Here is a 26,912-nt window from a genome sequence, read left to right on the forward strand (position 1 = left end):
CGTCCTATGACCGTTGCAAGCAAGACGCCCGGGAGCTGCCTTTGCGGCGTCGTGCAGTTCGAAATAACGGGCGGATTCGACGCCTTTTTCCTGTGCCATTGTTCGCGATGCCGCAAGAATAGCGGGTCGGCGCATGGCGCGAACCTGTTCGCGTCGGACGCGACCATCGCCTGGCGGTCGGGCGAAAAGAATATCGCAACCTACCGTGTGCCGGATACGCGGCACGAGCGCAGTTTCTGCAAGAGCTGTGGTTCGGCTCTTCCCGGGGTGCGGATGGGCGGTGCGTTGCTTGTCGTTCCCGCGGGGAGCCTTGACGGGCCGGTCGATATTCGTCCGACGGCGCATATCAGTTGTGCCAGCCGCGCGGAATGGGACCGCAATCTGGCCGATGTTCCCCATTTGGATGGCCTTCCCGGTTAAATCTGCGCTTTTCGCCTTCATTGCCTCCTGTTTTGCCTTGCGCGCGCTTTGCCTCCGACCTTATCCCTGAGGGGCAACGATAGAATAGAGGATGCCTGATGATGGGAATGCAGGGCCAGCCCTTGCTGGTGACCAGCCTGATCGATCATGCCGCGCGCGAACATGAGGGCCGCGAGATCGTTTCGCGGTGGACCGATGGCAGCATGACGCGATCGACCTGGGGCGAAGTGGGCAAGGACGCGCGCCGTTTCGCCTCGGCAATGGTGAAGCTGGGGATGAGGAAGGGCGACCGGATCGCGACGCTCGCGATGAACCACGGCTATCACCTCGTCACCTGGTACGGCAGCGCGGGCATGGGCGGGGTGCTCCACACGGTCAACCCGCGGCTGTTCGACGAACAGCTCGTCTATATCGTCAATCATGCCGAGGACCGGGTGTTGCTGTTCGATGCGGCCTTCCTGCCGATCGTCGAGCGGCTGCGGGGTCAGCTTCCCACTATCGAGCATTTCATCCTGTTCGATGCGCCCGCGCGCGATGGCTATCTGTCTTACCGCGATCTGATCGACGACGGCGATGCCGGTTTCGCGTGGGTGGAGCTCGACGAGCGCGATCCGGTCGGGCTGTGCTACACCAGCGGGACGACGGGCAATCCGAAGGGCGTATTGTACGAGCATCGGTCGAACGTCATCCATGCGATCACCGAGATCCAGCCCGACGTGTTCGACATGTCGAACCGCAGCGTCATCCTGCCGATCGTGCCGATGTTCCATGCCAATAGCTGGGGTATTCCCTTTGCCGCCGCGACGGTGGGGGCGAAGCTGGTGTTTTCGGCGACGAACGAGGCGCAGATACTGTGTGACCTGATGCACGACGAGGGGGTTACGCACAGCGCCGGCGTGCCGACGGTGTGGATCGCGATGTTCGCGCATATGGACGCGACCGGGATCGGTTATGGCAAGCTCGGCCGCGTCATCATCGGCGGGTCGGCGGCGCCGCGCGCGATGATCGAGCGGTTCATGACGGCCGGGGTCGACGTCGCCCATGCTTGGGGCATGACTGAAACGAGTCCGATCGGGACGATGGGCAAAAGGCCGTGGAACTGGGACGAGATGGGTTTCGACGAACGCGTCGACGTCGTCTGCCGCCAGGGGTGCCCGCCATTCGGCGTCGAACTGCGCGTCGTCGACGACGAAGACAAGGTGCTGCCGCGCGACGGTGTGTCGAGCGGCAGGCTGCAGATCCGCGGGCCGTGGATCATCCAGCGCTATTTCAAGGCGAGCGAGGATGCGGCCGACGATGACGGCTGGTTCGACACCGGCGACGTGTCGGTGATCCATCCCGACGGCGTCATGCAGATCACCGACCGCGCGAAGGACGTGATCAAATCGGGCGGCGAGTGGATCAGCTCGATCGAACTCGAAAACGCCGCGATCGGCGCCCCTGGGGTGCAGGAAGCGGCGGCGGTCGGCGTCTATCACCCGAAGTGGGATGAGCGGCCGATCCTGCTCGTCGTCCGCAAGGCCGGCGCCGAGACCAGCGAGGCGGCGATCATCGACTATCTGGGGGACAAGGTCGCCAAATGGTGGTTGCCCGACGAAATCCTGTTTGTGGATGCGTTGCCGCATACGGCGACGGGGAAGATATTGAAGCGCCAGATCCGCGACGATTATAAGGATTACAGGCTGAAATCGCTGGCGGCGGCTTGAGGCGAGTTAGTGGGAGCGTCGCCCCTGCGAAGGCAGGGGCCGCTGGCGGCCTTACTCAAGCGTTGAGGATTTCAAACAGGTCGGCCCATTGTGGGTTGATTTCCGAGATCAGCCGAAGCTTCCATCCGCGCTTCCACCTCTTCAGAGCCTTTTCGCGGACGATAGCTTCGTCGATCCGATCGAAGGGTTCTGCATGGATCAGGCGCGTCAGGTTCCACTTCTTGCAGAAATCCGAGCCGGTCCCGGATCGGTGCGCAAAGATGCGAGCAGGGAGATCGGCCGTTACGCCGATATAGAGAATTCCCATCGGCTTGTTCGTCATGATGTAGACATAGGCGCGTCTCATCGAAATCAGCTCCATGATCCCAGCGGCCCCTGCCTTCGCAGGGGCGACGATTGTTCCTGCTAAAACAGCTCCATCTGGCCGTCGCGTTCGGGCGGCCGGAACAGGTCGCAGCGGATCGGTGCGAAGCTGCGGTCCATGCCGTGCTCGCGCGCCGCGCGTTTGACGCGGGTGCGGATCAGCTGGGCCCAGACGCCTTGGCCCTTCATGCGCGTGAAGAAATCGGGGTCGTTGTCGCGGCCGCCGCGAATATCCTGCACCATATGCATCACCTTGCCGGCGCGGTCGGGATAGTGCGCGGTCAGCCAAGCGCGAAACAGTGGCGCGACCTCGTGGGGCAGGCGCATCAATATATAGGAGGCGCGGATCGCGCCGGCTTCCGCGGCGGCCTGCATAATCGCCTCGATCTCATGATCGGTGATTGCAGGGATGATCGGCGAGATGTTGACCTGCGTCGGCACGCCGGCGTCGATCAGCTCGCGGATCGCGGCGAGCCGTCGGCGCGGATGCGGGGCGCGGGGTTCGAGCGTGCGGGCAACAGCGGGGTCGAGCGTCGTGACCGAGATCGCGACGCCGACCAGATTGTCCCGCGCCATCTGCTCCAAAAGGTCGATGTCGCGGAGCAGCCGGTCGGACTTGGTGGTGATCAGCAGCGGGTGTTTGGTCTCGGCGAGTACCTCGACGATCTGGCGCGTGATCCCCCATTCGCGTTCGATCGGCTGATAGCCGTCGGTATTGGTGCCGATCGCGATTGGCGCGACCTTGTAATTGCGCCGGGCGAGTTCGGCACGGAGCAGCTGCGCGGCATCGGGTTTGGCGAACAGCTTGCTTTCAAAATCGAGCCCCGGCGACAGGTCGTGAAAGGCGTGCGTCGGGCGGGCGAAGCAATAGATGCAGCCATGTTCGCAGCCGCGGTACGGGTTGATCGAGCGGTCGAAACCGATGTCGGGCGAGGTGTTGCGTGCGATGATCGTCTTGGGATGTTCGACCGTTACCGTCGTGCGCAGCGGCGGGGCGTCGCCGTCGATATCCTCCGCCGCGTCGAGCCAGTCGCCATCGGCGACACGTTCGGCTGATCCGGTGCGCGTCGGCCGCAAATTGGTCGGCGCACCGCGGCCGGAAATGGGGGGCAGGGGTTTCGATGATTCCACCGATGCAGGTTATCGCTCCGGTGAGAACAAATAAAGAACAAATATTCGTCGCCCCCGCGAAGGCGGGGGCCGCTATCGGCCTTGCGCTACGTTGCCAGCGGCCCCCGCCTTCGCGGGGGCGACGGTCATTCGATCAGCCGCGGCATCAGTTCGACGAAGTTGCAAGGTTTGTGACGGCTGTCGAGCTGGGTCGACAAAATGCCCTCCCATGCGTCGGTCACCGCGCCGGTCGATCCCGGGAGCGCGAAGATATAGGTGCCGCGCGCGACGACGGCGCAGGCGCGCGACTGGATCGTCGAAGTGCCGATCTTTTGATAGCTGAGCCAACGGAACAACTCGCCGAAGCCGGGAATATCCTTGCCGTCGAGGCGGTGCAGCGCCTCGGGCGTCACGTCGCGGCCGGTCACGCCGGTGCCGCCGGTGGTAATCACCACATCGACATCGGCATCGTCGATCCAATTGTGGAGCCGAGAGACGATCAGGTCTCCTTCGTCGCGGATGATCGCGCGCGCGGCGAGGATGTGGCCGGCATCGGTCAGCAATTCGACGAGCTTGTCGCCCGATTTATCGTCGGCCTCGCTGCGGCTGTCCGAAATCGTCAATATGGCGATGCGAACGGGTCGGAATTCGAGGGCCGGATCAATTGGCATCGGCAAGGCCGCCGGCATAGGTCAGCCGAATCCGATCCTTGCTGTCGGGAAAGCGCGGCCATTTGCCTTGCGCGAGCGCGGCGCGGCTGATCGACGGTTTGCCCTGCTGCGCCTCGTACATCCAATAGTTACGCAGCACGATGCCGACATAGCCACGGGTTTCCCAATAGGGGATCGATTCCATATAGAGCAGGGGGTCGCCCTGATCGCGGATTTCGGTCTGCCAGCGCGCGACCGGGGCGGGGCCGGCGTTATAGGCGGCGATGACCTTTGGCAGCAGGCCGCCGGTCGAACCGTCGCGGCTCAGATATTGCAGATAGCTTTGCCCGAAATCCATGTTGACCGCGGGAATGCGCAAATCGCCCGTCCCGCTGTCACCGCGCCAGCGCGCCACGTCGCGCGCGGTGCCGGGGCGCACCTGCATCAGGCCGAAAGCTCCGGCGGGGCTGACCACGGTGCGCTGGAACCGCGATTCCTGCAACGTGTGGGCAAAGACGAGCGCCGGATCGACCTTCCAGCCGCCATTGGGTTCCCATTTCGGCTGCGGATAGCGGGTCTGCGCCGCGAGCTTGCGCCCCTGCGGGGTGTTGTGCGCGAGATAGAGCTGCGTTTCCGGCAGGCTGAGCGCACCCGCCATGCCGATCAGCTGGGCATGCTGTTCGGGGTTGCCGATCTGCGCCTGATAGCGCAGCGCGTCGCCGGCATATTTATCCTCGCCGATCTCGGCGAGCGCCATCGCGACGCGGACGTTCGGGAGGTCCTCGAGCGCGCGCCAGGCGCTGCGGTCGGCGCGGACATTTTCGCGCTGGCTGGCGGTTTCGACGCCGAGCGTTTCGGCGGCGAGCAGGCCGTAGAGCGTTTCCTCGTTCGCGGCAGCGGCGCGCAGGCGCGGCTGAACCGATGCGGGTTCGCCCGCCGCGATCGCGGCGCGCGCAGCCCAATAATAGGCCGCCGCGCGGGTTTCGCTGTCGGGCGCTTCCTTGGCGACGCGATCGAACGAGACGAGGGCGCTGCGATAATCGTGGAGCCGCCACGAGGCGAGACCCTGAACCCACGCGCCCTGCGTCGCCCAAGCGCCGCCACCCGCGGTGCAGGCGAGCGACAGGCGCAGCGCATTCTGGTCGTCATTTTCGATATAATAGGACCAGGCGACCTTTTGCGTCCATTCGGCGCGCGCTTCGGGCGACAGCTGGTCGGCGACGGCGCTCAGCAGCGCTTCGGCGCCCGCCGGATCGTCGTTCTTGATGCGATCGGGGATGGTGGCGGCAAGGCGCGCCGCAACGGGATCGCTGACGCTGTCAGCGCCCAGCCGGCGTGGCGCACTGCCCGCCCAGGACAGGCGCGTCTGCATCGGCAGTGTCGGCAGGTCGGTCGCGCCGCGTTTGGCGGCGAGCCGGCCAAGCTGCTCGGCCTGCGGCAGCTGCGGCGAGCGCGCGAGGATTGGCATGATGTCGGCGACTTCGGCGCGCGGGCTGTTCGGCGCGATGAGCAGTTCGGCGCGTAGGAAATCATTGAGCGGGCCGTTTTCGGCGCCGTCGAGCAAGGATTTGGCGTCGGCCCAGCGCTGCCCGCGGATCGCGGCCAGCACCTGCGTATAAAGCTGTTTCTGCTTCGGCGACAAAATGTCGGGTACCGTCTGCGGCTGGGCGGTGAACCCGCGGTCGCCCGCTTCGGTCGCCGCGGCAGGGCTCGCGCCCGCCGCCGCGGCGGCAAGGGCGCAGGAGAGAAGGAATATTCTTGTCTTCATCTGTCAACGTCCCCGGTTGAACAGTTTGAGGCTATCCCAGGCGGCCGCCTTATGGGCCGGCCGGGCCAGCAGCATCGCGGGGTGCGCGATGGCCACTGTCTCCACCTTGCCGACATATTGGTTAACATCGAGTAACCTTCCCCGCGCATCGGCAAGCGGTATTGACGCGGCCATGCGGACGATGTCGCTGCCGATCAGAAGCAGGCGCTGCGGATTGGCGAGACGCAGGTGGTGCCAGAGCAAGCGGTCGAGTTCGGCGCCATCGCGTTCGCCGCAGCGGCCCCCGGGCGGACGGGTGACGGCGAGGCTGGCGACATAGCAGTCGGCGCGCGCGATTCCGATCGCGCGTAGCATCGCGTCGAGCAAGCTTCCCGCCGCGCCCGCGAACAACAAGGCTTCGCGCTGGTCATCGACTTCAGGCCACGCGGTGAGGAGCATCAGCGGCGCGTCGGCCTTTCCGGCCGGCAGCACCCGCTGCGCATCCCATTGGCTGCCCGGTACGTCGGGGTGTTCGGCGAGCCAGGCCTGGAAGGCGTCCCATTCGTCCGGAAACACGGCCGGTCCCTTGGCAGCGGGCGCTTCGGGCGTTTCCTGACGCTGGAGCGCAGGGGGAAGCGGCGGGGCCTCGGGTTCGGCCAGAATCGTAGGCTTCGATTTCGCTGGAACGACGTCATTTGCCGGCGGCAAAGTCAGCCAGCCCGCCGGCTCTTCGCCGACAAGTGCGTCGACGCCGGCCAGCGACCACCAGTCGCAATAGCTTTCCGCCAGCAAGGCTGAATTCTGCCCACCCATGAATTTGTTGAAACAGCCTGTTGACGGACACGTCAATTGGCGGGCATCGCAATTCGTGACAGAATGAGCGCCGGACACGATGAATGATCGGCGCGGGGACGGCAGAAAGGTTATTGCGGTGAGCGAACGGGAATCGATGCCCTATGACGTGGTCATCGTCGGAGCGGGTCCGGCGGGACTTTCGGCGGCGATCCGCCTCAAGCAGCTGGCGAATGAAGCAGGCAGCGAATTGTCGGTCTGTATCCTTGAAAAAGGGTCCGAAGTTGGCGCGCATATCCTGTCGGGCGCGGTCATCGACCCGAAATCACTCGACGAATTGCTTCCCGACTGGCGCGACCAAGGATGCCCGCTGGCGCAGGTGCCGGTGAACGACAACCAGCATTGGGTGCTGACGAAGACGAAAAAATTCGGGCTTCCCAATTTCATCTCGCCCGGTTTCCTGCACAATGAGGGCACTTATACGGGCAGCCTTGGTAATCTTTGCCGGTGGCTCGCCGAACAGGCGGAAGCGCTGGGGGTCGAGATTTTCGCTGGCTTCCCCGCGGCCGAGATTCTCTACAATGAGGACGGCTCGGTAAAGGGCGTTGCGACCGGCGACATGGGCGTCGCGCGCGACGGCAGCCACAAGGGCGATTACCAGCCCGGCCTCGAACTTCATGCCAAATATACCTTCTTCGGCGAGGGCGTGCGCGGTCATCTGACCAAGATGCTGAAGCCGCAGTTCGCGCTCGATGCCGACTGCGAGCCGCAGGTCTATGGCCTCGGCGTCAAGGAGCTGTGGGATATCAAGCCCGAGAATCACGCCGAGGGCCGGGTCATCCACACGCAGGGCTGGCCGCTCGATCACAATACGAACGGCGGCGGTTTCCTCTATCACCAGGCGAACGGGCAGGTCGCGTTGGGTTTCGTGACGTGGCTCAATTATCGCAATCCGCACACCTCGCCCTTCCAGGAAATGCAGAAGTGGAAGACGCACCCCGAGATCGCGAAGATCCTGAAGGGCGGCAAGCGCGTTTCCTATGGCGCGCGCGCGATCAGCGACGGCGGTTATCAGTCGGTGCCGAAGCTGGCCTTCCCGGGCGGCGCGCTGATCGGCGACAGCGCCGGCTTCCTGAACGTGCCGCGTATCAAGGGCACGCATACCGCGATGAAATCGGGGATGATGGCGGCCGAGGCGGCGTTTGCGGCGGTGACCGCAGGGCGCGGCAGCGATACGCTTGCCGCCTATCAGGACGCCTATGACGACAGCTGGGTGAAGAAGGAACTCAGCGTCGTGCGCAACGTCCTGCCGCTCGTCGAGAAATATGGCGACCTTGCGGGCACGCTGCTGTCGGGCATCACCATGTGGGCCGAAACGCTGAAGATCAGAATGCCGTTCACGATGAAGCATCATCCCGACAACACGACGCTCTATCGTGCCGACATGATGCCGAAGCCCGACTATCCGAAACCCGATGGCGTGCTGACCTTCGATCGCCTGTCGTCGGTGTTCCTGTCGAACACCAATCATGAGGAGGACCAGCCGGTCCATCTGCAACTCAAGGACCCGTCGATCCCGGTGGCATATAATCTGCCGCTCTATGACGAGCCTGCGCAGCGTTATTGCCCGGCGGGGGTCTATGAAATCGTCGGTGAGGCCGAAGGCGATCCGAAGTTCGTGATCAACGCGCAGAATTGCGTCCATTGCAAGACGTGTGACATCAAGGACCCGACCCAGAATATCAACTGGGTCACCCCCGAAGGCGGCGGAGGCCCCAATTATCCGAACATGTAAGTCCGTCCGCTTTGCCGCCGCCGCGCTTCTCGTTGCCCCGATGCTGGCGTTCGCGGTGCCGGCGCGGGCGGCGGATGATAGCAGCGCCGCGCTGAATGCGCTGGTGAAGGCGCGGCTGGCCGAGGAAGCCGGCGAGCCGGCCGCCGCCCTGTCCGCGCTGGCCACGCTGGCCAGTCATTCGCCGACGCTGCCGGGGCTGCGCGGGCGGATGCTCGAACAGGCGATCGAAGCCGGCGATCTTGCGGCGGCGCGGAGTGCGGCGGCGACGCTGTGGCAGGGGGGCGATCGCCGTTTCGATGCGCAACTGGTGCTGTTCGCCGATGCCGTCCGCAAGGGTGACTGGAAAGCCGCGCAGGGATATTTGGCCGGCCGCGCCGACAAGACCGGCGCTGATGCGATATCGCGGCTGATCCAGCCGACGCTGAATGCGTGGATCGATCTGGGTGCACGCACCACAAACCCTGAACGCCATCTGCTCGCGGCCAATGTCCGGGCACGTCCCGAACCGGCGCTCGCGCTCGAAGCGGCGCTAGTCCAGCTCGCCGGTGGCCGGACGGCCGACGCCATCGCGATCACCGACGCGATCACGCTGACCGACCGCACGAGCCAGCTCGTCGCGCTGCGCGCCGCGGCGACGCTCGACAAGGCGGGCGAGGGGGCGGCGGCCGAGCGGCTGCGCAAACGCATCGCGCTGGCGTCGGGCGGACGCGAGGATCCGTTGCTGCTGATGCCCGACCAGCCCGTGTCGACGCCGCGCGGCGGGATTGCCCACTGGATGGCACTGCTCGCCGACGGGTTCGCCCGGACGCCGAACAGCAGCCCGAAAATCTCGCTGATTTTCGCGCGGTCGGCCTATTGGCTCGACCATGGCGACTGGACGGTCCGCTCGGCACTGGTCGAGGCGCTCGATCATAATGGCCAACCGCAGGAGGCGATGGCGCTGCTCACCGGCGGCCGCCGGGCGATGCCGCCGGTGCTCGATATGCGGCGCGCGGAACTGCTCGCCGATGCGGGGCAACTGGCGGAGGCGGCGAAGCTCGCCGAAAGCGCGGCGGCGCAGGAGCCGCCGGTGCGCAGCCTGCTGGTCCGCTTTGCCGATATCGCGCGGCGTTCGAGTGACCCGCAGGCGGCCGGGCGCGCCTATTCCCGGCTCGAGGCGACGCTGGGTACGGGCGACGACAGCGCGCTGCGCGGCACCTTGCTGATCGCGCGCGCCGAATTGCTGCTGCAGGCGGGGGCGTGGGACGATGCCCAGCCTTTGCTGGAAAAGGCGGTGGCGCTGCGGCCCGACGATGCGGCGGTGCTCAATTTTGCCGGCTATTCGGCGCTCGAACGGCGCAAGGACGTCAAGACCTCGCTCGCGCGGATCGAGGCGGCGTGGAACCTGGAACCGCAGGATGCGAGCATCACCGATTCGCTCGGCTGGGCCTATTTCCTGACCGGGCGCGTCGAGGAAGCGGTGCCCTTGCTCGAAAAGGCGCAGCGCGGCGAACCCGATAATCCGGTGATCGTCGAACATCTGGGCGATGCCTATTGGCAGGCGGGGCGCCGGTTCCAGGCGCGTTATGTCTGGCGCGCCGCGGCGCTGCTCGCCGAGGCCGAGATGACGACGCGGCTGGAGACGAAGTTGCGCGACGGGCTGACTCCGGCGACGACCGCGCCATGACCGTCTTTCGCGAGACCGGCTGGGCGAAGATCAACCTCGCGCTCCATGTTCGCGGGCGCCGCGCCGACGGTTATCACGATATCGAGACCTTGTTCGCCTTCGTCGACGATGGCGACGTGATCGAGGCCGAGTTTGCCGATGCCGACAGCCTGACGATCGCGGGCGAGTTCGCCGAACGGCTGAGCGCTGGCGGCGACAATCTGGTTCAGCAGGTGCTGGCATTGCTCCGCGCGCGTCATGGCGCCGGGCGGGTGCCGCCGCTTGCGGTGACCTTGACCAAGCGGCTGCCGGTCGCGGCGGGGATCGGCGGCGGGTCGGCCGATGCCGCGGCGATGGCGCGGCTGGTGCGGCGCCATTTCCTGCCAGAACTGGGCGATGCGGCGCTGGCGCGGCTGATCGGCCCGCTGGGCGCCGATATCGCGGCTTGTGTTGCGAGCGCGACCTGCCTTGGCGTCGGCGTCGGGGCGGAATTGAGCCCGGTGCCCGAATTGCGGCTGACGGAAACGCCGGTGCTGCTCGTCAATCCGCGCCAGCCGGTGGCGACGGGGCCGGTCTTTGCGGCGTGGGACGGCATCGATCGCGGGCCTCTCTTCACCGGCGCCGATTTGCGCGCGCAGCTGTTCGCGGGGCGCAATGATCTGCAGCGGCCCGCGATGGCGCAGTGCCCGGCGATCGTTGATATGCTGACCGAACTTGGCGCGCTGCGTCCGTGGCTGGCGCGGATGTCGGGGTCGGGGGCGACCTGTTTTGCCTTGTTTGATGCCACGGCCGAACGCGATGCGGCCGCCGCGAACCTGGCGCAAAGCCATCCGCATTGGTGGCAGATGACGGGAGCCCTTCGATGAGCAGCGAGGCCTGGAGCCAGTTGGGCGAACCGCGCGCGGGCGGCATCTTGCTGATCGCCGATCATGCGTCGGCGCTGGTGCCCGATGATATCGACCTCGGCATCGACCCGGCGTTGCTGCGCGAGCATATCGCGGTCGATATCGGCGTCGCCGAGGTGGCGGCGCTGCTGGTCGACAGCGGCGCGGTCGATGCGGCGATCCTCGGCGGGGTGTCGCGGCTGGTCGTCGACTGCAACCGCGAGGAAGAGGCGCCCGGCGTGCTGCCGATCGCGAGCGATGGGCATGCGATTCCGGGCAATGCGCTGGGCGAGGACGGCCGCGAGGCGCGGCTTGCGCGCTTTTTCCGCCCCTATCACGACCATATCGCGGCGACGATCGCGGCGCATCGCCCCGCGATGATCCTGTCGCTGCACAGCTTTACACCTCGGCTCGCCAGCGACCCCGGGCAGGCGCGGCCGTGGCAGGTTGGGGTGCTCTATAATGAGGACGACCGGCTGGCAGCGGCGGCGATCGCCGCGCTGGCGGGCGAAGGGTTGGTCGTCGGCGACCAGCAGCCCTATTCGGGCAAGCTGCTCAACGCGACGATGAACCGGCATGCCGAAGGCAATCATATTCCCTATGTGGGGATCGAGATGCGGCAGGATCTGGCCGGCGATGCGGCGGGGCAGGCGCAGTTCGCCGAACGGCTGACGCGCATGTGCAAGAAAGTAACATTGAACATCGGCGAATAGGCGTGTAGACGCGCATCCGATCGACATTTTATGAAATATTATTTCTCGGAGCTCTCCAAATGCCTTCTTATCGTTCGCGCACCACGACCCACGGCCGCAATATGGCCGGCGCACGCGGACTGTGGCGCGCCACCGGCATGAAGGACAGCGATTTCGGCAAGCCGATCATTGCCGTCGTCAACAGCTTCACCCAGTTCGTGCCGGGCCATGTCCACCTCAAGGACCTCGGCCAGATGGTCGCGCGCGAGATCGAGGCGGCGGGCGGGGTTGCCAAGGAATTCAACACGATCGCGGTCGACGACGGCATCGCGATGGGCCACGACGGCATGCTGTACAGCCTGCCGAGCCGCGACCTGATCGCCGACAGCGTCGAATATATGGTCAATGCGCATTGCGCCGATGCGATGGTGTGCATCTCCAACTGCGACAAGATCACTCCGGGCATGCTGATGGCGGCGCTGCGGATCAATATCCCCGTCGTTTTCGTGTCGGGCGGGCCGATGGAAGCGGGCAAGGTGATCCTGAAGGGCAAGGAGGTTGCGCTCGACCTTGTCGATGCGATGGTTGCCGCCGCCGACGAAAAATATAGCGATGCGGAAGTTACCGCGATCGAACAGGCGGCGTGTCCGACGTGCGGCAGCTGTTCGGGCATGTTCACCGCCAATTCGATGAACTGCCTGACCGAAGCGCTCGGCCTGTCGCTGCCGGGCAATGGTTCGACGCTCGCGACGCATGCCGACCGCAAGCAATTGTTCCTGCGCGCCGGTCGTATCGCGGTCGAGATGTGCCGCCGCTACTATGAGCAGGACGACGACAGCGTGTTGCCGCGCAATATCGCAACCTTCGAGGCGTTCGAAAATGCGATGAGCCTCGACATCGCGATGGGCGGTTCGACCAACACGGTGCTCCACCTGCTCGCGGCTGCGTTCGAGGCTGGCGTCGATTTCACCATGGACGACATCGACCGGCTGTCGCGCCGCGTCCCGTGCCTGTCGAAGGTCGCGCCCGCCAAATCGGACGTCCATATGGAGGATGTCCACCGCGCCGGCGGGATCATGGCGATCCTCGGCCAGCTCGAACGCGCGGGTCTGCTCCACGCGCATCTGCCGACGGTGCACAGTGCGACGCTGGGCGATGCGCTCAACAAATGGGACATCTCGCGTACCAACGACCCCGAGGTGCAGAAATTCTTCATGGCAGCTCCCGGCGGGGTGCCGACACAAGTGGCGTTCAGTCAGGACCGGCGCTGGGACGAGCTTGACCTCGATCGCGAAACCGGCGTCATTCGCTCGGCCAGCCATGCGTTCAGCAAGGACGGCGGGCTCGCGGTACTGAGCGGCAATATCGCGCTCGACGGCTGCATCGTGAAGACCGCGGGGGTCGACGACAAGATCCTGAAATTCGCGGGCCCGGCGAAGGTGTTCGAAAGCCAGGACGCGGCGGTCGCCGGCATCCTGACCGGGCAGGTCGAGGCGGGCGACGTCGTCGTGATCCGCTATGAAGGGCCGAAGGGCGGGCCGGGCATGCAGGAAATGCTCTATCCGACGAGCTATCTGAAATCGAAGGGGCTGGGCGCCGCCTGCGCGCTGATCACCGACGGACGCTTTTCGGGCGGCACGTCGGGATTGTCGATCGGCCATGTGTCACCCGAGGCGGCCGAAGGGGGCACGATCGGCCTGGTGGAAAATGGCGACCGGATCGAGATCGACATTCCGGCGCGGACGATCAGCCTTGCCGTGTCCGACGCCGACCTCGCGGCACGCCGCGCTGCGATGGATGCGAAGGGCGATGCCGCGTGGCAGCCCGCAAAAGCGCGCCCGCGTAAGGTTTCAGTCGCACTTCAGGCCTATGCTGCGATGACGACGAGTGCCGCGCGCGGTGCGGTGCGCGACCTGTCGCAGCTGAAGGGGACCAGGGGATGACGAAATCGACGCGGCGCGGCGCATGGCTGCTCCTGCTGGCGCTGGGCGGCTGCAACGGCTCGCCCGACAATGGCGAACTCGCCAAAGTCGAGGCGCGGGGATCGCGCGAAGCCGCAGAAAACGGCCGCATCGAATGCGCGCTCGAGGGCGCGAAGCTGTTCGACCGTACCTGCACCGTCCAGGAAATGAGCGGCACCGACGGAACGGCGCTGGTCGTTGGACGCGGCGATGTCGGGTACCGGCGCCTGCTGATCACCACCGACGGGCGCGGGCTGATCTCGGCCGACGGGTCGGAGCCGGCGAAGGTAACGATCGTCGGCGACAAGCTGATCGAAGTCGCAGTCGGCGCCGACCGTTATCGGCTGCCCGCCAATACCGGCGGCGCGAAGTAATTTCTTCGTCATTGCTTCGCTTCGCCCGCAATGACGATATGGGAATGAACGATCGCTTCTGCCGCGATCTTTTTTCTGCGTCATGCTAGACTTGGGGCATGCCTATACCCTTTGAAGCGCCGATCCTGACCAGCGCCGCGATGCGCGAGGCCGAGGCGGCTTGCGCGGTGCAAGGTACTTCGCTGTCCGAATTGATGGAGAGCGCCGGGGCGGCGGTCGCCGATACGGCGTGGCGGATGGCGGCGGGCGCGCCGATCCTGATCCTGTGCGGTCCGGGAAACAATGGCGGCGATGGTTATGTTGCGGCGCGGCTGCTTGCCGAGCGCGGCGCGGCGGTGCGCGTGGCGGCGCTGGCCGGGCCAGCGACCGATCTGGCAAAGGCGGCGCGGGCGCGCTGGAGCGGACCGGTCGAGACGTTTGATCGCACGACGAAACCCGCGCCGCTGGTCATCGACGCGCTGTTCGGCGTCGGATTGTCGCGACCACTGGCCGATGAACTCGCGGCGATGCTGCGCGCTTTTGCGGGAAGGCATATTCTTGCGGTCGATGTGCCGAGCGGCGCCGATGGCGACGGTGCGGCCGACTGGACGCCGCCGCTCCCCGCCGACGTGACGCTGGCGCTCGGGGCGCTGAAACCGGCGCATGTGCTGTTGCCGGCGGCGACGGCATGCGGCCGCGTCCTGCTCGCGCCGATTGGTATATCGGCGAACAAGACGATGCGCACCTTGCCTGCAACGCGACCGGCGACACCCGACTCAAAGGCGCATAAGTTCAGCCGCGGCATGGTGCTGGTGTTTGCGGGGCCGATGCCGGGCGCCGCCGAACTGGCGGCAGCGGCGGCGCTGCGTGCGGGCGCGGGCTATGTCGTGCTCGACGGCAGCGAGCGGGCGCCCTTCGCCGCGATCATCGTCGAGGGTGAAGAGAAATTCGGTGAGCGGCTCGACGATCCGCGTGTCGGTGCGGTCGTGATCGGCCCGGGCTTTCCGGCGGGCGACGATTTGCTGTTCGATGTCGAGGCGGCGCTCGATTCGGGAAAGCCGCTCGTGCTCGACGCCGCCGCGATCGCGGCGGCGCTGCCGCGGCTCGCCGAAACCCCGCGCCGGGCGATCCTGACGCCACACGAAGGCGAGTTCGAGAAGGCTTTTCCGCAGCTTTACGGCAGCAAGATCGATCGCGCGAAGGCGGCGGCTGTGCGGACGCAGGCGGTGGTCGTCTACAAGGGTGCCGACACGATCGTCGCCGCACCCGACGGCCGCGTCGCGGCGGCGTGGCCGGGCAGCCCGTGGCTGGCCACTGCGGGGACGGGTGATGTGCTCGCGGGCGCATGCGGCGCGATGCTGGCGCGGGGCGGCGACCCTTTCGACGCGGCAGTCGCTGCGGTGGGCTGGCATATCGCGCAGGCAGCGCGTATAGGCCCCGGCCTTGTCGCCGACGACCTGGTCAGGAAATGAAATGAGTGAAGCTGCGCTGATCGAGCGCATCGCCGCGCGCGGCGATGGCGTGACGGGCGACGGGCGCCATGTGATGGGCGGAGTCCCCGGCGACCGGGTGCGCGACGACGGCATCATCGTCCCCGGCCCGAACCGTGCCGATCCGCCGTGCCGTCATTTCGGTAAATGCGGCGGCTGCCAGCTCCAGCATGTCGCTGAACCGGCGCTGGCCGACTTCGTGCGCGACCGCGTCGTTGGCGGGCTCGAGGGCCAGGAAATGAGGGGCGTCCATGTGCTGCCCGCGCTGCTATCGCCGCCGCAGAGCCGCCGCCGCGCCACGCTGACGGCACTCCGGACCGGGAAGCAGGTCGCGATCGGCTTCAACGCGGCGCAGAGCAACCAGATCGTCGACATGCGGATGTGTCCGCTGCTCCTTCCCGAACTGTTCGCGCTGATCGCGCCGCTGCGCGAGCTGTTGGGCATCATCGCGCAGCAGCGACGGCCGGTGAAGGTCAAGTTGCAGATGCTCGATCAGGGTGCCGAGGTGATATTGGAAGGCGTGAAGGCCGAGGGGCTTGACGCTGCGATGGGGCTGCAGGACTTTGCCGCCGCGCACGCGCTGGCACGGCTGGCGATCGATCAGGGCGACGGGATCGAAACCATCTGGCAGCCCGAACCGCCGACGATGCGCTTCGGCGACATATTGGTCGAAGTACCGCCCTTCGCCTTTTTGCAGGCGACGGATGCGGGGCAGGCTGCGCTGGTCGATGCGGTCCGGCGCGCGATTGGTGATGCGGGCGCGGTGGCCGATCTGTTCGCGGGTGTCGGCACCTTTGCGCTGTCGGTGCAGGCGGGCCGGAAAGTCTATGCCGCCGAGGGCGCGCGCGATGCGATCGCGGCGCTGACCGGCGCCGCGAACCGTGCACGGGCGCTGGTCGCGACCGAACATCGCGACCTGTTCCGGCGGCCGCTGATCCCTGCCGAGCTGAATCGTTTCGGCGCGGTGATCCTCGACCCGCCACGCGCGGGAGCGGAGGAGCAGGTGAAGCAACTCGCGGCGTCCGACGCGCCTGTCATCGCCTATGTCAGCTGCAACCCGGCAAGCTTTGCCCGCGACGCGAAGATGCTGGTCGCGGGCGGCTATACGCTCGACTGGGTCCAGCCCGTCGGCCAGTTCCGCTGGTCGACGCATGTGGAGCTGGCCGCGCGCTTTTTGCGCTGACGTCAGTTCAGCACGAAGCCCATGAAGGCGTGGATGCACAGCGCCAGGAGCGACAGGCTCGCCAGTGCGAAGATGCCGAAACGCCAGATCACGCGGTTGACGGTCACCTGGATCAGGCTGTGGACGATGCGCAGCACGACATAGGCCCACGCGATCTGCGCGTTGAGCCCGCCGCCCATGCCGCCGATCGCGAGCGCCAGCGCGACGGCATAGAAGACCGTCGGCTGCTCCATCAGATGGTTGTAATTATGGGCTTTCCACTGGACCTCGGGTGGCAGCAGGTCGTCGAGGCCCTTGCCGGTGCCGCCGACCATCTTCGCGGCATCGATCTTGGCGCGCTGCATCGCGGGAATGCGCGTCGCATACATCCAGACCCACATCACCATCGACCAGAGCGCAAGCGTCGCAACGGGCCCCAATATCGCGTTATTATCCATTATCTTTCCCCCTCAATTGCCGAGCGTCGCGATCACCGCCAACAGCGTCAGCGCGAGCAGGCACAATGTCGACAGCGCGAAGATGATGAAGCGCACCGGGATGCGGTTGACCGTCGACTGCCACAGGCTGTGGATGATGCGCAGGACGACATAGGCCCAAGCCAAACCGCGCGTATAGCCAACGTCGCCGCCTGACAGGTGCAGGAAGATAATGACGGCGTAGAAGAGCGTCGGCTGTTCGAGCAGGTGCGTATAATTGTGCGATTTCCAGTTGGTGAGCGGCGGCAGTACGCCTTCGAGGTCGACGCCGCGGCCACCGGGCGGCGCGGCTTTCAGGTCTATACCGGCTTTTCCGAATGCCTGGAAACGCGTCACAGCGGCCCAGATCAGCATGGCGAGCGTCCAGAGCACAAGCACGGCACCGGGCGCGAGAATATTGCCGGGCATCATCTTTCCCCCTGTTGTCTGCGGCGTCGTTTTGCCGCCCCTAGGCGGCGATGCTAGGGCACGCGAACGACAATGCAACAGCGGACAGGAAAAGGGCCGGTCGCATCGCTGCGCCGGCCCCTTCGTTTTGCGTGATCGGTTCGGTTCAGAACAGCTTGGTCACCGTCGCGGTGCGGCGTTCCTGTTCGACTTCGCCGGTATAGAGGCTGACCATCGGTTCGTCGCTGACAACGTGAGTTTCGTCGGCGCCGAAACCGTTGAACTTGGTGCGCATCGCACAGCCATAGGCGCCGAGCATGCCGATTTCGATGAAATCGCCTGCCTTGACGTCGGCCGGCAGGAAGAAGGGGCCTGCCATATGATCGAGATCGTCACAGGTCGGGCCATAGAAGCTGAACGGCACCATCTCGGCATCGCTTTCGACATCGCGTTGCAGCGAAACCGGGAAGCGCCAGCCGACATGCGCGGCATCGAACAGTGCTCCATAAGCGCCGTCGTTGATGTACAGTTCCTCACCGCGGCGCTTTTCGACGCGGACGATCAGCGAGCTATATTCGGCGGACAGCGCGCGGCCGGGCTCGCACCACAGTTCAGCCGAATAGCTGATCGGTAGGCTTTCGAAGCTGCGGTGAATCGTCTCGAAATAGGCGTCGAGCGGCGGGGGCTCCATGCCGGGGTAGGACGACGGGAAGCCGCCGCCGACATCGATGATGTCGACCGTGACCGACGCCGCGACGATCGCGGCGCGGACGCGTTCCATCGCCTGCGCATAGGCGTGCGGGGTCATGGCCTGGCTGCCGACATGAAAACAGATGCCGAGCGCGTCGGCGGCCTGACGGGTCGCCATCAGCAGCTCGACGACTTCGTCGGCCTCGGCGCCGAACTTGGCGGCGAGGCTGAGCTTCGAATGGTCCGAAGAGACGCGGAGGCGAACCAGCAGGTTCAGATCCTGCGCGCCCTCGGTTGCCCGGACGATCTTCTCGAGCTCGTCCATTGTGTCGAGCGAGAAGGTGCGGACGCCATGCTTCCAATAGGCTTCGGAAATCGCTTCTTCGGCCTTCACTGGATGCATGAAGCAAAGCGTTGCGTCGGGCAGGGTGCGCGCGGTCAGCCGCACTTCGGCGATCGAGGCGACGTCATAATGCGTCACACCCGAATCCCAGAGGACGTGCAGCAGGTCGGGCGACGGATTCGCCTTGACCGCATACATGGTCGTGCCGGGAAATCGCTCGATGAAGAAACGCGCTGCGCGCCGCGCGGCGTGCGGGCGGACAAGCGTAACAGGTTCGACCGGCGAAAGTGCCTGAATCAGCCCGTGGGCGCTATGATGCTGGTGCAACTCAAGGGACCCCCAAAAATAACGTTCAACTTACAAGGCTGCCTTGCGGTTATTGGAAGTCCCCCTGGGGCAGCGGAGGGCGATATATGCAGGGGGGTCCCCCCTGTAAAGACCCTATCGCGCAATTTTGTAATAGAGCGGTAACCGTGGGGCCGAACCGGGGCCCATCTGCGCCAAACCGCGCAAATGCGAGACAAGGGCGAACCGCCACGTTAGGGATGGCGCATCGCCCAGCCCGAAGAGGATTTCCCCCCATGGTCTCCCGCGTCGATGTGAATCATGACTTTTCCGACACCGAACTCGATGAGCTGAGGGCGTTCGGCAAGGTCGAATCGCACCGGGCCGGCGACCTTCTCGTCGAGGAAGGCGCTATGGCGCCCGATTGCATCGTGACGCTGTCGGGGCATACCGACATCTTTGCCTCGACCGACGAAGGGCGAAAGCGCGTCGGGTGGATGGAGCGCGGGCAATTCGCGGGCGACCTGTCGGTGCTGACCGGGCAACGCCATTTGTCGCGCGTCGAAATGGGTGTCGACGGCGAGATATTGCGCATCGCCCACGCCGACTTCCAGCGCCTGATCGCCGGCAATTCGCATTATTCGGATATTTTCGTGCGCGTCCTGTCGGCGCGGCGCGAGTTTAGCAATCACCGTGGCTTTGCGGTGACGATCGTCATCGGTGCGGCGATGGACCGCAGCGTCTATGCGCTGCGCGACCTGCTGATGAAGCATGGCGTCGCGCACCGCTGGTTCGACCCTGCCGACGGACCGGTCGCCGGGCATCTGCTGGCCGAGCGCGGGCTGACCGACGCGCAATTGCCCGCGGTCATCCTGGGCGCCGCCGACGTGCTGATCCAGCCGACGCCCGAGCAACTTGCGGCGGGGCTCGGGCTCGATCTGCTGCCCGACGGCGCGACCGCCGACGTCATTGTCGTCGGCAGCGGCCCGGGCGGGCTGGCGGCGGCCGTCTATGCCGCGTCGGAAGGTCTGACCGCGATCGCGATCGATTCGCTGGCTCCCGGCGGGCAGGCGGGTACCTCGTCCAAGATCGAAAACTACCTTGGCTTCCCGACCGGGATATCGGGGAATGAACTGGCGCGCCGCGCGACGGTGCAGGCGCAGAAGTTCGGCGCGCGGCTGGTTTCGCCCGTGCGCGCCGCATCGATCGTCCGCGACGGCGACGCCTATTGCCTCCATCTCGCCGACGGCCGCAAGCTGCGCAGCCGTGCGGTCGTGATCGCGAGCGGGGCGCAATATCAACGACTGCCGATCGATGGCATCGAGAGCTACGAAGGGCGCGGCATCTATTATGGCGCGACCCCGATGGAGGCGCAGCTGTGCGGCAACGCCGAGGTGACCGTCGTCGGGGCGGGCAATTCGGCAGGGCAGGGCGCGATCTATCTCGCCAGTGTCGCCAAGAAGGTCCATGTGATTTTCCGCCGGTCGAGCCTGCGCGACACCATGTCCGAATATCTGGTCAAGCGGCTGGAAGAGCATCCGAATATCGAAATCATCCCGTCAACCGACGTGACCGCGCTGCATGGCGAGGAGGGGCTTGCCGGGCTGACCTATCGTTGCCGCGAGACGGGGGCCGAAGGCCATTGTGATTGCCGCTTCCTGTTCCTCTTTCTCGGTGCGAGCCCGAACACCGGCTGGCTGCCCAAGGAAATGGTGTGCGACGAACGCGGCTTCGTCAAAACCGGCACCGACATCGCGCCGATGGAACTGGTCAAGGCAGGCTGGTCGCTCGACCGCATGCCCAGCCGCTATGAAACGAGCTGGCCGCGCATTTACGCGATCGGTGACGTGCGCAAGGGATCGGTCAAGCGCGTCGCCTCGTCGGTTGGCGAGGGATCGGTGGTGGTCAGCGACATCCATCAGGCGCTGGCGGAAGTGCAGAACGACGCGCTCAGCTGACGGGCGCTCGAACCTCGACGCTCTCTTCCCGCTCCTCTTCGTGAAACGATTGAAGACTACGAGACATGACGAAGGTGCCCGAGTAGTCGTCTATGGACCAGCAGCCCTCCACCTGTTGGCCATCGGTACTGAGCGTGCCGTCATAGGTCACCGCATGGCCATAGGCGCCGTCACCATCATAATATTTGCGAAAGCTCACCGCCGTGCCGGTTCGCACGCCGCGGATATCGGCACGTTCGTCGACGCTCGCCAAAAACTCGGAGGCTTCGGAAGTCGAGCCGGTCAATAGGCCCGCGTTGTCGCCTATTGTCGCTACAAAACCCATCGGCGGCTCCCAAGGCTCCGGGTACCAATATTGCCCGGTCCATAGCCCGGTCATATCCATCGGGTCTTGCATGGCCTCACCCCAGCCGCGTCTTGAAATCCTCGTAACCGAATTCGCGGATCAGCTTGAGTTCGTCACTCTCGCTGTCCCACAGCCAGATCGAGGGCAGCGGCACGCCGTTGAAGCTGTTCGTCTTGACCATCGAATAATGCGCCTGGTCGAGGAAGGCGAAGCGTTGGCCGACGCGCGCGCCGCCAGGCAGGCGATAGTCGCCGATCACGTCGCCCGCGAGGCATGACGGCCCGCCGAGGCGCGTCGGCATGCCCTCGCTGCCTTCGTCGAGCATGGCGGGACGATAGGGCGCTTCGATCACGTCGGGCATGTGGCAGGTCGCCGAAATATCTGTGATGCCGATCGGCATCCCGTTGTCGAACAGGTCGAGGATTTCGCCGACGAGGATGCCGGCGTCGAGCGCGATCGCTTCACCGGGTTCGATCATCACCTCGCAGTCGGTCGCGGCGCGCACCTGCTTCAGGAAGGCGATCAGATCATCGATCTGGTAGTCGGCGCGGGTGACATGATGGCCGCCGCCGAAATTGATCCATTTCAATTGGCCGAAGAAGGGACGGAGCATCGGCTGCACCGCGTTCCAAGTCCGCTGGAGCGGCGGGAAATCCTGTTCGCACAGGCTGTGCATATGGATGCCGTCGACACCCTCCAGATGTTCCGGGAGGAGCTGGGTTACCGGGAATCCAAGCCGGCTGCACGGCGCGGCGGGATCATATTTCGCCACTTCGCCCTCGCTGTGCATCGGATTGATCCGCAGCCCGACGTCGAAGCTTTCGCCCTTCGTGCGCAGCTCATCGAGCAGCGGCCGGAAACGGGCGATCTGGCCAGGCGAGTTGAAGATCAGATGATCGGACAGGTGCACGATCTCGGGAAGGTCGGCCTCCTTGTAGCCGGCGCAATAGGTCGCGACCTCGCCGCCATATTCGGCACGGCCGAGCTTCGCTTCATACAGCCCTGAGGCGCAGACACCGTCGAGATATTCGGCGACCGTCGGTCCCAGCGACCACATCGAAAAGGCCTTGAGCGCCGCGAGTACGCGCGCGCCCGATGCCTCGCCGATATGGCGCAGAACCGCAAGATTGGCGCGCACCTTTGCCGCATCGACGACGAAAGCGGGCGAGGGAACGCGCGCGAGGTCGAAATGGGCGAAAGCTCCGGGGTCGCCGGCTCTGGTTTCCATTGGATTCTTGTTCCTGTCAGGCCGCAATCGGCCCCTTGAAGATGAAAAAGGCGCCGCCCGCGATCAATGCGAAGCCGACCAGATGGTTGATCGTCAGCTTTTCGCCAAGCCAGAAAACGGCAAAGCCTGCAAAAACGAGCAAGGTAATCACTTCCTGCATCGTCTTCAATTCGGCGGTCGAATAGACGGCATGACCGATCCGGTTCGCGGGTACGGCCAGGCAATATTCGAAGAAAGCGATCCCCCATGCGACCAGAATCGCGAGCCACATCGGGCGCGAAACATCGCCGAGATGACCGTACCACGCAAAGGTCATGAAAATGTTCGAGATGACGAGCAGGCCGACCGGCGCGAGATAGGGCGTCATTTCGTCTCCTTCATATCCTTCGTTAGCGGGAGCACGTCGCGCAGCAGCGCGGCGAAGAACAGCCCCGGCTGCTCGACCATCGGCATATGCGCCGAATGTTCGAGCCAGACGAGGGTCTTCGACGGCGCCTTCACTTTCGCAAACCAGCCGGCCGCCACCGGCGACGGCACGGTATAGTCGTGCCGCCCGAGCAGGAAGACGATGGGCACGTCCATCTTCCCGACCTTCGCAAAGCTGATATCGGCGAGGCGCGGCCAAAGCGTCGTCACCGAAAATTCGCTGCCCTTGCCCCACGCTTGTATGTCGGCCGCCGTATATTCGGGTGACAGGCGCGGGGTCTGGAAATAATATTCAAGGTCGGGCTTGTTGTAGACCAACGAGCCATAGGGAATAGCATATTTGCGCCAGCCGTCGGCCTTGGCGATCGTGAAGTCGCCTGCCGGGTAAGGGGCGAGTGCGTCGATTGCAGCGACCGCCTCCTTATCGCCTGCGGCGAGTGCCTTGGCGCGGGTCCATGCCATGCCGGCCTTTTCGCCCGCGCGGAAATCGATGCCCTGCCCGACGCCGACATAGGCGTAGAGCAGGTCGGGGCGTTTCACCGCGACCGACAGGCCGATGATAGAGCCCCAGCTATGCCCCATCAGCACGACCTTGCGCTTGGCGTAACGCTTCTTGAGGAGTTCGATCAGTTCGATGGCGTCGTCGCGATAGCGATCGGGCGTCATCGTCGGGGCGAGCGCGCCGGGATCGTTCAGCGGATAGGAGCGTCCGGCCCCGCGCTGGTCATATTGGACGATGGTGAAGACATCCTCCCACGGCCGCTGGAATGCCCAGGCAAAGGGCATCTCGACCGCACCCGGGCCCCCATGGACGAAGATGAGGATAGGATTGTCACGGTCGGCGCCGCGGACGTTGACGACCTGCCGCGTCCCGCCGAGTGTGACTTCGAACGTTTCCTGCACGCCATTGGGCGTCACGATCTTGCCGATATCGGCGACGATCGCACGCGCCGGGGTGTAGGCGTCATCGGATTGGGCGGCGGCGGGCGCCGCCAAGGCGGCGAGCAATAGCGTCACCGCGATGCGGATCGTCATGGCATATACCCTTTGTCATCCCCGTGAAAACGGGGATCCAGTTCTGGCGTTGCTACCGGGTTCCCGCTTTCGCGGGAACGACAAAAAAGAGATTGGCTGGCAAGCGGATCAGAAATCCAGCGGTCCGTCCAGTTCCTTTACCTGCCATGGCAGGCCGTGCCTGTTCAGCATGTCCATGAACGGGTCGGGATCCATCTGCTCCATGTTGAACACGCCGTCGCCGGACCAGCTGTTGGTGACCATCATCGCGGCGCCGATCATCGCGGGGACGCCGGTGGTGTAGCTCACCGCCTGGTTGCCCGTTTCGGCGAACGCGTCCTCATGGTCGCAGATATTGTAGAGATAGAGCGTCTTTTCCTTGCCGTCCTTGCCGAGGCCGGTTGCGATGACGCCGATGTTGGTCTTGCCCTTCGTCGTCTCGCCGAGGCTCGAGGGTTCGGGGAGGACGGCTTTCAGGAACTGGAGCGGGACGATCTCGCGGCCTTCGTAGATGACCGGGTCGATGCGCGTCATGCCGACATTCTGCAGCACGGTGAGGTGGGTGATATAGGCCTCGCCGAAGGTCATCCAGAACCGGATGCGCTGGATCTCGGGCAGGTGCGTCTTCAGGCTTTCGATCTCCTCATGATACATGAGGTACATCGTCTTTTCGCCCACCGCCTCGAAGTCGAATTTCTGCTTCACCGACATCGGGGGAGTTTCGACCCAGTCGCCGTTTTCCCAATGGCGCGCGACCGCGGTGACTTCGCGGATATTGATCTCGGGGTTGAAGTTGGTCGCGAAATGCTGGCCGTGATCGCCGCCGTTGCAATCGAGAATGTCGAGCGTGTCGATGCGGTCGAAATGATGCTTCCGGAGCCAGGTGGTGAAGACGCTGGTCACGCCGGGGTCGAAGCCCGAACCGAGCAACGCCATCAGCCCGGCGTCCTTGAAACGGTCCTGATATGCCCATTGCCAGTGATATTCGAACTTCGCCTCGTCGCGCGGCTCGTAGTTCGCGGTGTCCATATAATGCGCGCCGGTCGACAGGCACGCCTCCATGATCGTCAGGTCCTGATAGGGCAGCGCGAGATTGACGACATGCGTTGCGCCGATCGAGCGGATGAGCGCCGCGGTCGCGTCGATATGGTCGGCATCGACCTCTGCGGTCTTGATCGTGACCCCGGTGCGGGCCTTCACCGATTCGGCGATCGCATCGCATTTGAACTTGCGGCGGCTGGCCAGCGTGATGTCGGGAAAAATGTCGGGGTTCATCGCCATCTTGTGCACCGCGACCGAACCGACGCCGCCTGCGCCGATCACCAGAACCTTGCTCATCGAAAAATCTCCTGTCGCGATCGTATGTCGCCTTGTCTTGTATGGCCGGCCCTATAGGACGAAGCCATGACAGAACAAAGCCCCGATCCCTTGCTGAACCCGAACCGCGCGCCGACGCTCGCGGGTGTCGAACGCGCGGCGGCGAAAGTCGCTGCATTGCTGCCGCAAACCCCGCTGCTCCCGCTCGAAATCGAGGGCAAGACATTGTGGTGCAAGGCCGAGTGCTTGCAGCCGGTGGGCGCATTCAAGATTCGCGGCGCCTGGCACCGGCTGACCGACCTGACGCCCGAACAGGCGGCGGCGGGGGTGGTCGGCGTGTCTAGCGGCAATCACGCGCAGGGCGTCGCCTGGGCCGCCAAGCGGCTGGGCATCCCGGCGACGATCGTGATGCCGAGCAACGCGCCGCAGATGAAGCTTGCGGCAACGCGCGCGCTGGGCGCCGAGGTCGTGCTTTACGACCGCGTCACCGAATCGCGCGATGTCGTCGCGGCGAAGCTGCTCGAAGAGCGCGGCGGGAAGCTGGTTCATGCTTATGGCGATCCTTGGATCGTCGAAGGGCAGGGAACCGCTGGTATCGAGGCGCGGGCGCAGCTGGCAGCGCGTGGGATCGACGGCCCCGACAAGGTGATTGCCTGCTGCGGTGGCGGCGGACTGTCGGCGGGGCTCGCGCTGGCCTGCCCCGACGCAGAAATCGTGGCGGTCGAGCCCGAGGGCTGGGACGACCTGACGCGCAGCCTGGCGGCTGGCGAAATCCTGTCGGTCGAGGATTTGTCCTACCCGACCGAATGCGATGCGCTGCAAACGCCGCAGACTTGGCCGATCAACTTCGCAGTGCTGCAGGCGCGCGGGGTGCGCGGGGTCGTGGTGACCCGCGAGGAAGTGCGCCATGCGATGCGCGTCGCGTTCGAAAAGCTCCATCTGGTGGTCGAGCCGGGCGGAGCGGCGGCGCTGGCAGCAGTGCTCGCAGGCAAGGTTGACCCGGGCGTGGCGACGTTGGTCACCCTGTCGGGCGGCAACGTCGATCCCAAACATTATGCGGAGATATTGGCGGGATAAGCTGGGATATTTATTCGTCGCCGTGCGTTTGGACGAAATAAGGAGACACGAGATGCAAAAGAGCATGATCCTGGCCGGCGCCGCCGCGCTGACGATATTGACCGGATGCGAGAAGGCCGAGGCGCCGGCTCCCGCCGATACCACGACGACCGAAGTGCCGGTCGAGACGGTGCCTTCCGAAACATCGCCGACCGACGCAGCGCCGGCCGATGGGGCGGCGATGGACCCGGCTACGGCGCCGCATCGCTTTGCAAGCTGGGCGGGCAAATGGACGGGCGTCGAAGGCATGTATGTCACGATCACCCCGGGTGAACCGGGCAAATATAAGCTGGAAATGCAGTCGGACCTCGACACGAAGGGAACTTATGACGGCAATGACAGCGAGCATGGCATCAAGTTCAAGCGCGGTAAGGAAGAACTGAGCCTGCGCCGCGGCAACGGCGACGAGACCGGGCTCAAATATCTCGCCGGCAAAAAGGAATGCCTGATCGTCAAGGATGGCGAGGGCTATTGTAAGGATTGATGGCCGGAACGGCGACGGGATTTTTACATCCTGTCGCCGGTTTGTCATCGA

26 protein-coding genes are annotated in these 26,912 nt (G+C 65.1%); 13 read left to right on the forward strand and 13 right to left on the reverse strand.

Annotated features, from left to right (window positions below):
• The first annotated feature begins 6 nt into the window (after positions 1-6).
• Together FHR22_RS06460 and FHR22_RS06465 are read left to right on the forward strand one after the other, a co-directional pair.
• Positions 7-420, forward strand: a complete 414-nt coding sequence (locus FHR22_RS06460) for a GFA family protein (RefSeq protein ID WP_166940087.1) — start codon at positions 7-9, stop codon at positions 418-420.
• A 101-nt stretch (positions 421-521) separates the two neighbouring features.
• On the forward strand, positions 522-2,126 hold the full coding sequence (locus FHR22_RS06465) for a long-chain fatty acid--CoA ligase (protein ID WP_208417571.1): 1,605 nt from the start codon (positions 522-524) through the stop codon (positions 2,124-2,126).
• Positions 2,127-2,181: 55 nt separating this feature from the next.
• Here the strand turns inward: FHR22_RS06465 and FHR22_RS06470 are convergent, their stop codons facing one another.
• From FHR22_RS06470 to FHR22_RS06490, 5 genes are all read right to left on the reverse strand, one after another.
• Positions 2,182-2,487, reverse strand: a complete 306-nt coding sequence (locus FHR22_RS06470) for a GIY-YIG nuclease family protein (protein WP_243853493.1) — start codon at positions 2,485-2,487, stop codon at positions 2,182-2,184.
• Positions 2,488-2,531: 44 nt separating this feature from the next.
• Complete coding sequence (locus tag FHR22_RS06475; protein WP_425057418.1) at positions 2,532-3,620, reverse strand: PA0069 family radical SAM protein; 1,089 nt, start codon at positions 3,618-3,620, stop codon at positions 2,532-2,534.
• A gap of 125 nt (positions 3,621-3,745) precedes the next feature.
• Positions 3,746-4,270, reverse strand: coding sequence for a molybdenum cofactor biosynthesis protein B (moaB, locus tag FHR22_RS06480; protein WP_166940091.1), 525 nt, complete (start codon positions 4,268-4,270; stop codon positions 3,746-3,748).
• Positions 4,260-6,017 (reverse strand): lytic transglycosylase domain-containing protein, encoded by a 1,758-nt coding sequence (locus FHR22_RS06485; protein WP_166940093.1) that lies wholly within the window; start codon positions 6,015-6,017, stop codon positions 4,260-4,262. The genes moaB and FHR22_RS06485 overlap by 11 nt, the downstream gene beginning before the upstream one ends.
• A 3-nt stretch (positions 6,018-6,020) precedes the next feature.
• The gene (locus FHR22_RS06490; protein ID WP_166940096.1) at positions 6,021-6,809 is read right to left on the reverse strand and encodes a uracil-DNA glycosylase family protein; all 789 of its coding nucleotides are present in this window, start codon (positions 6,807-6,809) and stop codon (positions 6,021-6,023) included.
• A gap of 118 nt (positions 6,810-6,927) precedes the next feature.
• Here FHR22_RS06490 and FHR22_RS06495 point away from each other — a divergent pair, with 118 nt between their 5' ends.
• The 8 genes from FHR22_RS06495 (at position 6,928) to FHR22_RS06530 (ending at position 16,791) form a co-directional block, all read left to right on the forward strand.
• A complete protein-coding gene (locus FHR22_RS06495; RefSeq protein ID WP_166940098.1) occupies positions 6,928-8,583 on the forward strand; it encodes a 4Fe-4S dicluster domain-containing protein in 1,656 nt (551 codons plus the stop codon).
• A gap of 40 nt (positions 8,584-8,623) precedes the next feature.
• Positions 8,624-10,249 (forward strand): tetratricopeptide repeat protein, encoded by a 1,626-nt coding sequence (locus FHR22_RS06500; RefSeq protein ID WP_166940100.1) that lies wholly within the window; start codon positions 8,624-8,626, stop codon positions 10,247-10,249.
• A complete protein-coding gene (locus FHR22_RS06505) occupies positions 10,246-11,094 on the forward strand; it encodes a 4-(cytidine 5'-diphospho)-2-C-methyl-D-erythritol kinase (protein WP_166940102.1) in 849 nt (282 codons plus the stop codon). The genes FHR22_RS06500 and FHR22_RS06505 overlap by 4 nt, the downstream gene beginning before the upstream one ends.
• Positions 11,091-11,825 carry an N-formylglutamate amidohydrolase gene (locus FHR22_RS06510; RefSeq protein WP_166940104.1) on the forward strand — a complete coding sequence of 245 codons (735 nt, stop codon included), beginning with the start codon at positions 11,091-11,093 and terminating at the stop codon, positions 11,823-11,825. The genes FHR22_RS06505 and FHR22_RS06510 overlap by 4 nt, the downstream gene beginning before the upstream one ends.
• Positions 11,826-11,884: 59 nt before the next feature.
• Positions 11,885-13,747, forward strand: a complete 1,863-nt coding sequence (gene ilvD, locus FHR22_RS06515; protein WP_166940106.1) for a dihydroxy-acid dehydratase — start codon at positions 11,885-11,887, stop codon at positions 13,745-13,747.
• Positions 13,744-14,139, forward strand: coding sequence for a hypothetical protein (locus FHR22_RS06520; RefSeq protein ID WP_166940108.1), 396 nt, complete (start codon positions 13,744-13,746; stop codon positions 14,137-14,139). Before ilvD ends, FHR22_RS06520 begins: the two co-directional genes overlap by 4 nt.
• Before the next feature lie 98 nt (positions 14,140-14,237).
• Positions 14,238-15,590 (forward strand): NAD(P)H-hydrate dehydratase, encoded by a 1,353-nt coding sequence (locus tag FHR22_RS06525; protein ID WP_166940110.1) that lies wholly within the window; start codon positions 14,238-14,240, stop codon positions 15,588-15,590.
• A 1-nt stretch (position 15,591) separates the two neighbouring features.
• Entirely contained in the window at positions 15,592-16,791 is a 1,200-nt protein-coding gene (locus FHR22_RS06530; protein WP_166940112.1) for a class I SAM-dependent RNA methyltransferase, read from the forward strand.
• A 2-nt stretch (positions 16,792-16,793) separates the two neighbouring features.
• Here FHR22_RS06530 and FHR22_RS06535 read toward each other — a convergent pair whose 3' ends face one another.
• The 3 genes from FHR22_RS06535 to FHR22_RS06545 form a co-directional block, all read right to left on the reverse strand.
• The gene (locus FHR22_RS06535) at positions 16,794-17,228 is read right to left on the reverse strand and encodes an MAPEG family protein (RefSeq protein ID WP_166940114.1); all 435 of its coding nucleotides are present in this window, start codon (positions 17,226-17,228) and stop codon (positions 16,794-16,796) included.
• A gap of 12 nt (positions 17,229-17,240) precedes the next feature.
• Positions 17,241-17,675, reverse strand: a complete 435-nt coding sequence (locus tag FHR22_RS06540; protein WP_166940825.1) for an MAPEG family protein — start codon at positions 17,673-17,675, stop codon at positions 17,241-17,243.
• 145 nt (positions 17,676-17,820) lie between these two features.
• Positions 17,821-19,014, reverse strand: coding sequence for a type III PLP-dependent enzyme (locus FHR22_RS06545; RefSeq protein ID WP_166940116.1), 1,194 nt, complete (start codon positions 19,012-19,014; stop codon positions 17,821-17,823).
• 254 nt (positions 19,015-19,268) lie between these two features.
• Here FHR22_RS06545 and FHR22_RS06550 point away from each other — a divergent pair, with 254 nt between their 5' ends.
• Positions 19,269-20,930: an FAD-dependent oxidoreductase gene (locus tag FHR22_RS06550; protein ID WP_166940118.1), complete on the forward strand. Its 1,662-nt coding sequence runs from the start codon at positions 19,269-19,271 to the stop codon at positions 20,928-20,930.
• Here FHR22_RS06550 and FHR22_RS06555 read toward each other — a convergent pair.
• The 5 genes from FHR22_RS06555 to FHR22_RS06575 form a co-directional block, all read right to left on the reverse strand.
• Positions 20,923-21,327, reverse strand: coding sequence for a hypothetical protein (locus FHR22_RS06555; RefSeq protein WP_166940120.1), 405 nt, complete (start codon positions 21,325-21,327; stop codon positions 20,923-20,925). The two genes, FHR22_RS06550 and FHR22_RS06555, sit on opposite strands and share 8 nt — an antisense overlap.
• A 4-nt stretch (positions 21,328-21,331) precedes the next feature.
• Positions 21,332-22,504 (reverse strand): carboxynorspermidine decarboxylase, encoded by a 1,173-nt coding sequence (locus FHR22_RS06560; RefSeq protein WP_166940122.1) that lies wholly within the window; start codon positions 22,502-22,504, stop codon positions 21,332-21,334.
• 16 nt (positions 22,505-22,520) lie between these two features.
• A complete protein-coding gene (locus FHR22_RS06565; RefSeq protein ID WP_166940124.1) occupies positions 22,521-22,871 on the reverse strand; it encodes a DMT family protein in 351 nt (116 codons plus the stop codon).
• Positions 22,868-23,965 carry an alpha/beta fold hydrolase gene (locus tag FHR22_RS06570; RefSeq protein ID WP_166940126.1) on the reverse strand — a complete coding sequence of 366 codons (1,098 nt, stop codon included), beginning with the start codon at positions 23,963-23,965 and terminating at the stop codon, positions 22,868-22,870. The genes FHR22_RS06565 and FHR22_RS06570 overlap by 4 nt, the downstream gene beginning before the upstream one ends.
• Positions 23,966-24,073: 108 nt before the next feature.
• Positions 24,074-25,282 carry a saccharopine dehydrogenase family protein gene (locus FHR22_RS06575; RefSeq protein WP_166940128.1) on the reverse strand — a complete coding sequence of 403 codons (1,209 nt, stop codon included), beginning with the start codon at positions 25,280-25,282 and terminating at the stop codon, positions 24,074-24,076.
• 66 nt (positions 25,283-25,348) lie between these two features.
• On the opposite strand from FHR22_RS06575, the gene FHR22_RS06580 reads away from it, so the two are divergent.
• Together FHR22_RS06580 and FHR22_RS06585 are read left to right on the forward strand one after the other, a co-directional pair.
• Positions 25,349-26,338 carry a threonine ammonia-lyase gene (locus tag FHR22_RS06580; RefSeq protein ID WP_166940130.1) on the forward strand — a complete coding sequence of 330 codons (990 nt, stop codon included), beginning with the start codon at positions 25,349-25,351 and terminating at the stop codon, positions 26,336-26,338.
• 52 nt (positions 26,339-26,390) lie between these two features.
• Positions 26,391-26,861 carry a hypothetical protein gene (locus tag FHR22_RS06585; protein ID WP_166940132.1) on the forward strand — a complete coding sequence of 157 codons (471 nt, stop codon included), beginning with the start codon at positions 26,391-26,393 and terminating at the stop codon, positions 26,859-26,861.
• Positions 26,862-26,912 lie beyond the last annotated feature (51 nt).

Source organism: Sphingopyxis panaciterrae, from assembly GCF_011762125.1.
GTDB lineage: Bacteria > Pseudomonadota > Alphaproteobacteria > Sphingomonadales > Sphingomonadaceae > Sphingopyxis > Sphingopyxis panaciterrae.

Bases quoted from the DNA above. Each gene is read 5' to 3' on its own strand.
- FHR22_RS06460 (WP_166940087.1), top strand. From the start codon at position 7: ATGACCGTTGCAAGCAAGACGCCCGGGAGCTGCCTTTGCGGCGTCGTG.
- FHR22_RS06465 (WP_208417571.1), top strand. From the start codon at position 522: ATGGGAATGCAGGGCCAGCCCTTGCTGGTGACCAGCCTGATCGATCAT.
- FHR22_RS06470 (WP_243853493.1), bottom strand. From the start codon at position 2,487: ATGGAGCTGATTTCGATGAGACGCGCCTATGTCTACATCATGACGAAC.
- moaB (WP_166940091.1), bottom strand. From the start codon at position 4,270: ATGCCAATTGATCCGGCCCTCGAATTCCGACCCGTTCGCATCGCCATA.
- FHR22_RS06485 (WP_166940093.1), bottom strand. From the start codon at position 6,017: ATGAAGACAAGAATATTCCTTCTCTCCTGCGCCCTTGCCGCCGCGGCG.
- FHR22_RS06490 (WP_166940096.1), bottom strand. From the start codon at position 6,809: ATGGGTGGGCAGAATTCAGCCTTGCTGGCGGAAAGCTATTGCGACTGG.
- FHR22_RS06500 (WP_166940100.1), top strand. From the start codon at position 8,624: ATGCTGGCGTTCGCGGTGCCGGCGCGGGCGGCGGATGATAGCAGCGCC.
- FHR22_RS06505 (WP_166940102.1), top strand. From the start codon at position 10,246: ATGACCGTCTTTCGCGAGACCGGCTGGGCGAAGATCAACCTCGCGCTC.
- FHR22_RS06510 (WP_166940104.1), top strand. From the start codon at position 11,091: ATGAGCAGCGAGGCCTGGAGCCAGTTGGGCGAACCGCGCGCGGGCGGC.
- ilvD (WP_166940106.1), top strand. From the start codon at position 11,885: ATGCCTTCTTATCGTTCGCGCACCACGACCCACGGCCGCAATATGGCC.
- FHR22_RS06520 (WP_166940108.1), top strand. From the start codon at position 13,744: ATGACGAAATCGACGCGGCGCGGCGCATGGCTGCTCCTGCTGGCGCTG.
- FHR22_RS06525 (WP_166940110.1), top strand. From the start codon at position 14,238: ATGCCTATACCCTTTGAAGCGCCGATCCTGACCAGCGCCGCGATGCGC.
- FHR22_RS06530 (WP_166940112.1), top strand. From the start codon at position 15,592: ATGAGTGAAGCTGCGCTGATCGAGCGCATCGCCGCGCGCGGCGATGGC.
- FHR22_RS06535 (WP_166940114.1), bottom strand. From the start codon at position 17,228: ATGGATAATAACGCGATATTGGGGCCCGTTGCGACGCTTGCGCTCTGG.
- FHR22_RS06540 (WP_166940825.1), bottom strand. From the start codon at position 17,675: ATGCCCGGCAATATTCTCGCGCCCGGTGCCGTGCTTGTGCTCTGGACG.
- FHR22_RS06550 (WP_166940118.1), top strand. From the start codon at position 19,269: ATGGTCTCCCGCGTCGATGTGAATCATGACTTTTCCGACACCGAACTC.
- FHR22_RS06555 (WP_166940120.1), bottom strand. From the start codon at position 21,327: ATGCAAGACCCGATGGATATGACCGGGCTATGGACCGGGCAATATTGG.
- FHR22_RS06560 (WP_166940122.1), bottom strand. From the start codon at position 22,504: ATGGAAACCAGAGCCGGCGACCCCGGAGCTTTCGCCCATTTCGACCTC.
- FHR22_RS06565 (WP_166940124.1), bottom strand. From the start codon at position 22,871: ATGACGCCCTATCTCGCGCCGGTCGGCCTGCTCGTCATCTCGAACATT.
- FHR22_RS06570 (WP_166940126.1), bottom strand. From the start codon at position 23,965: ATGACGATCCGCATCGCGGTGACGCTATTGCTCGCCGCCTTGGCGGCG.
- FHR22_RS06575 (WP_166940128.1), bottom strand. From the start codon at position 25,282: ATGAGCAAGGTTCTGGTGATCGGCGCAGGCGGCGTCGGTTCGGTCGCG.
- FHR22_RS06580 (WP_166940130.1), top strand. From the start codon at position 25,349: ATGACAGAACAAAGCCCCGATCCCTTGCTGAACCCGAACCGCGCGCCG.
- FHR22_RS06585 (WP_166940132.1), top strand. From the start codon at position 26,391: ATGCAAAAGAGCATGATCCTGGCCGGCGCCGCCGCGCTGACGATATTG.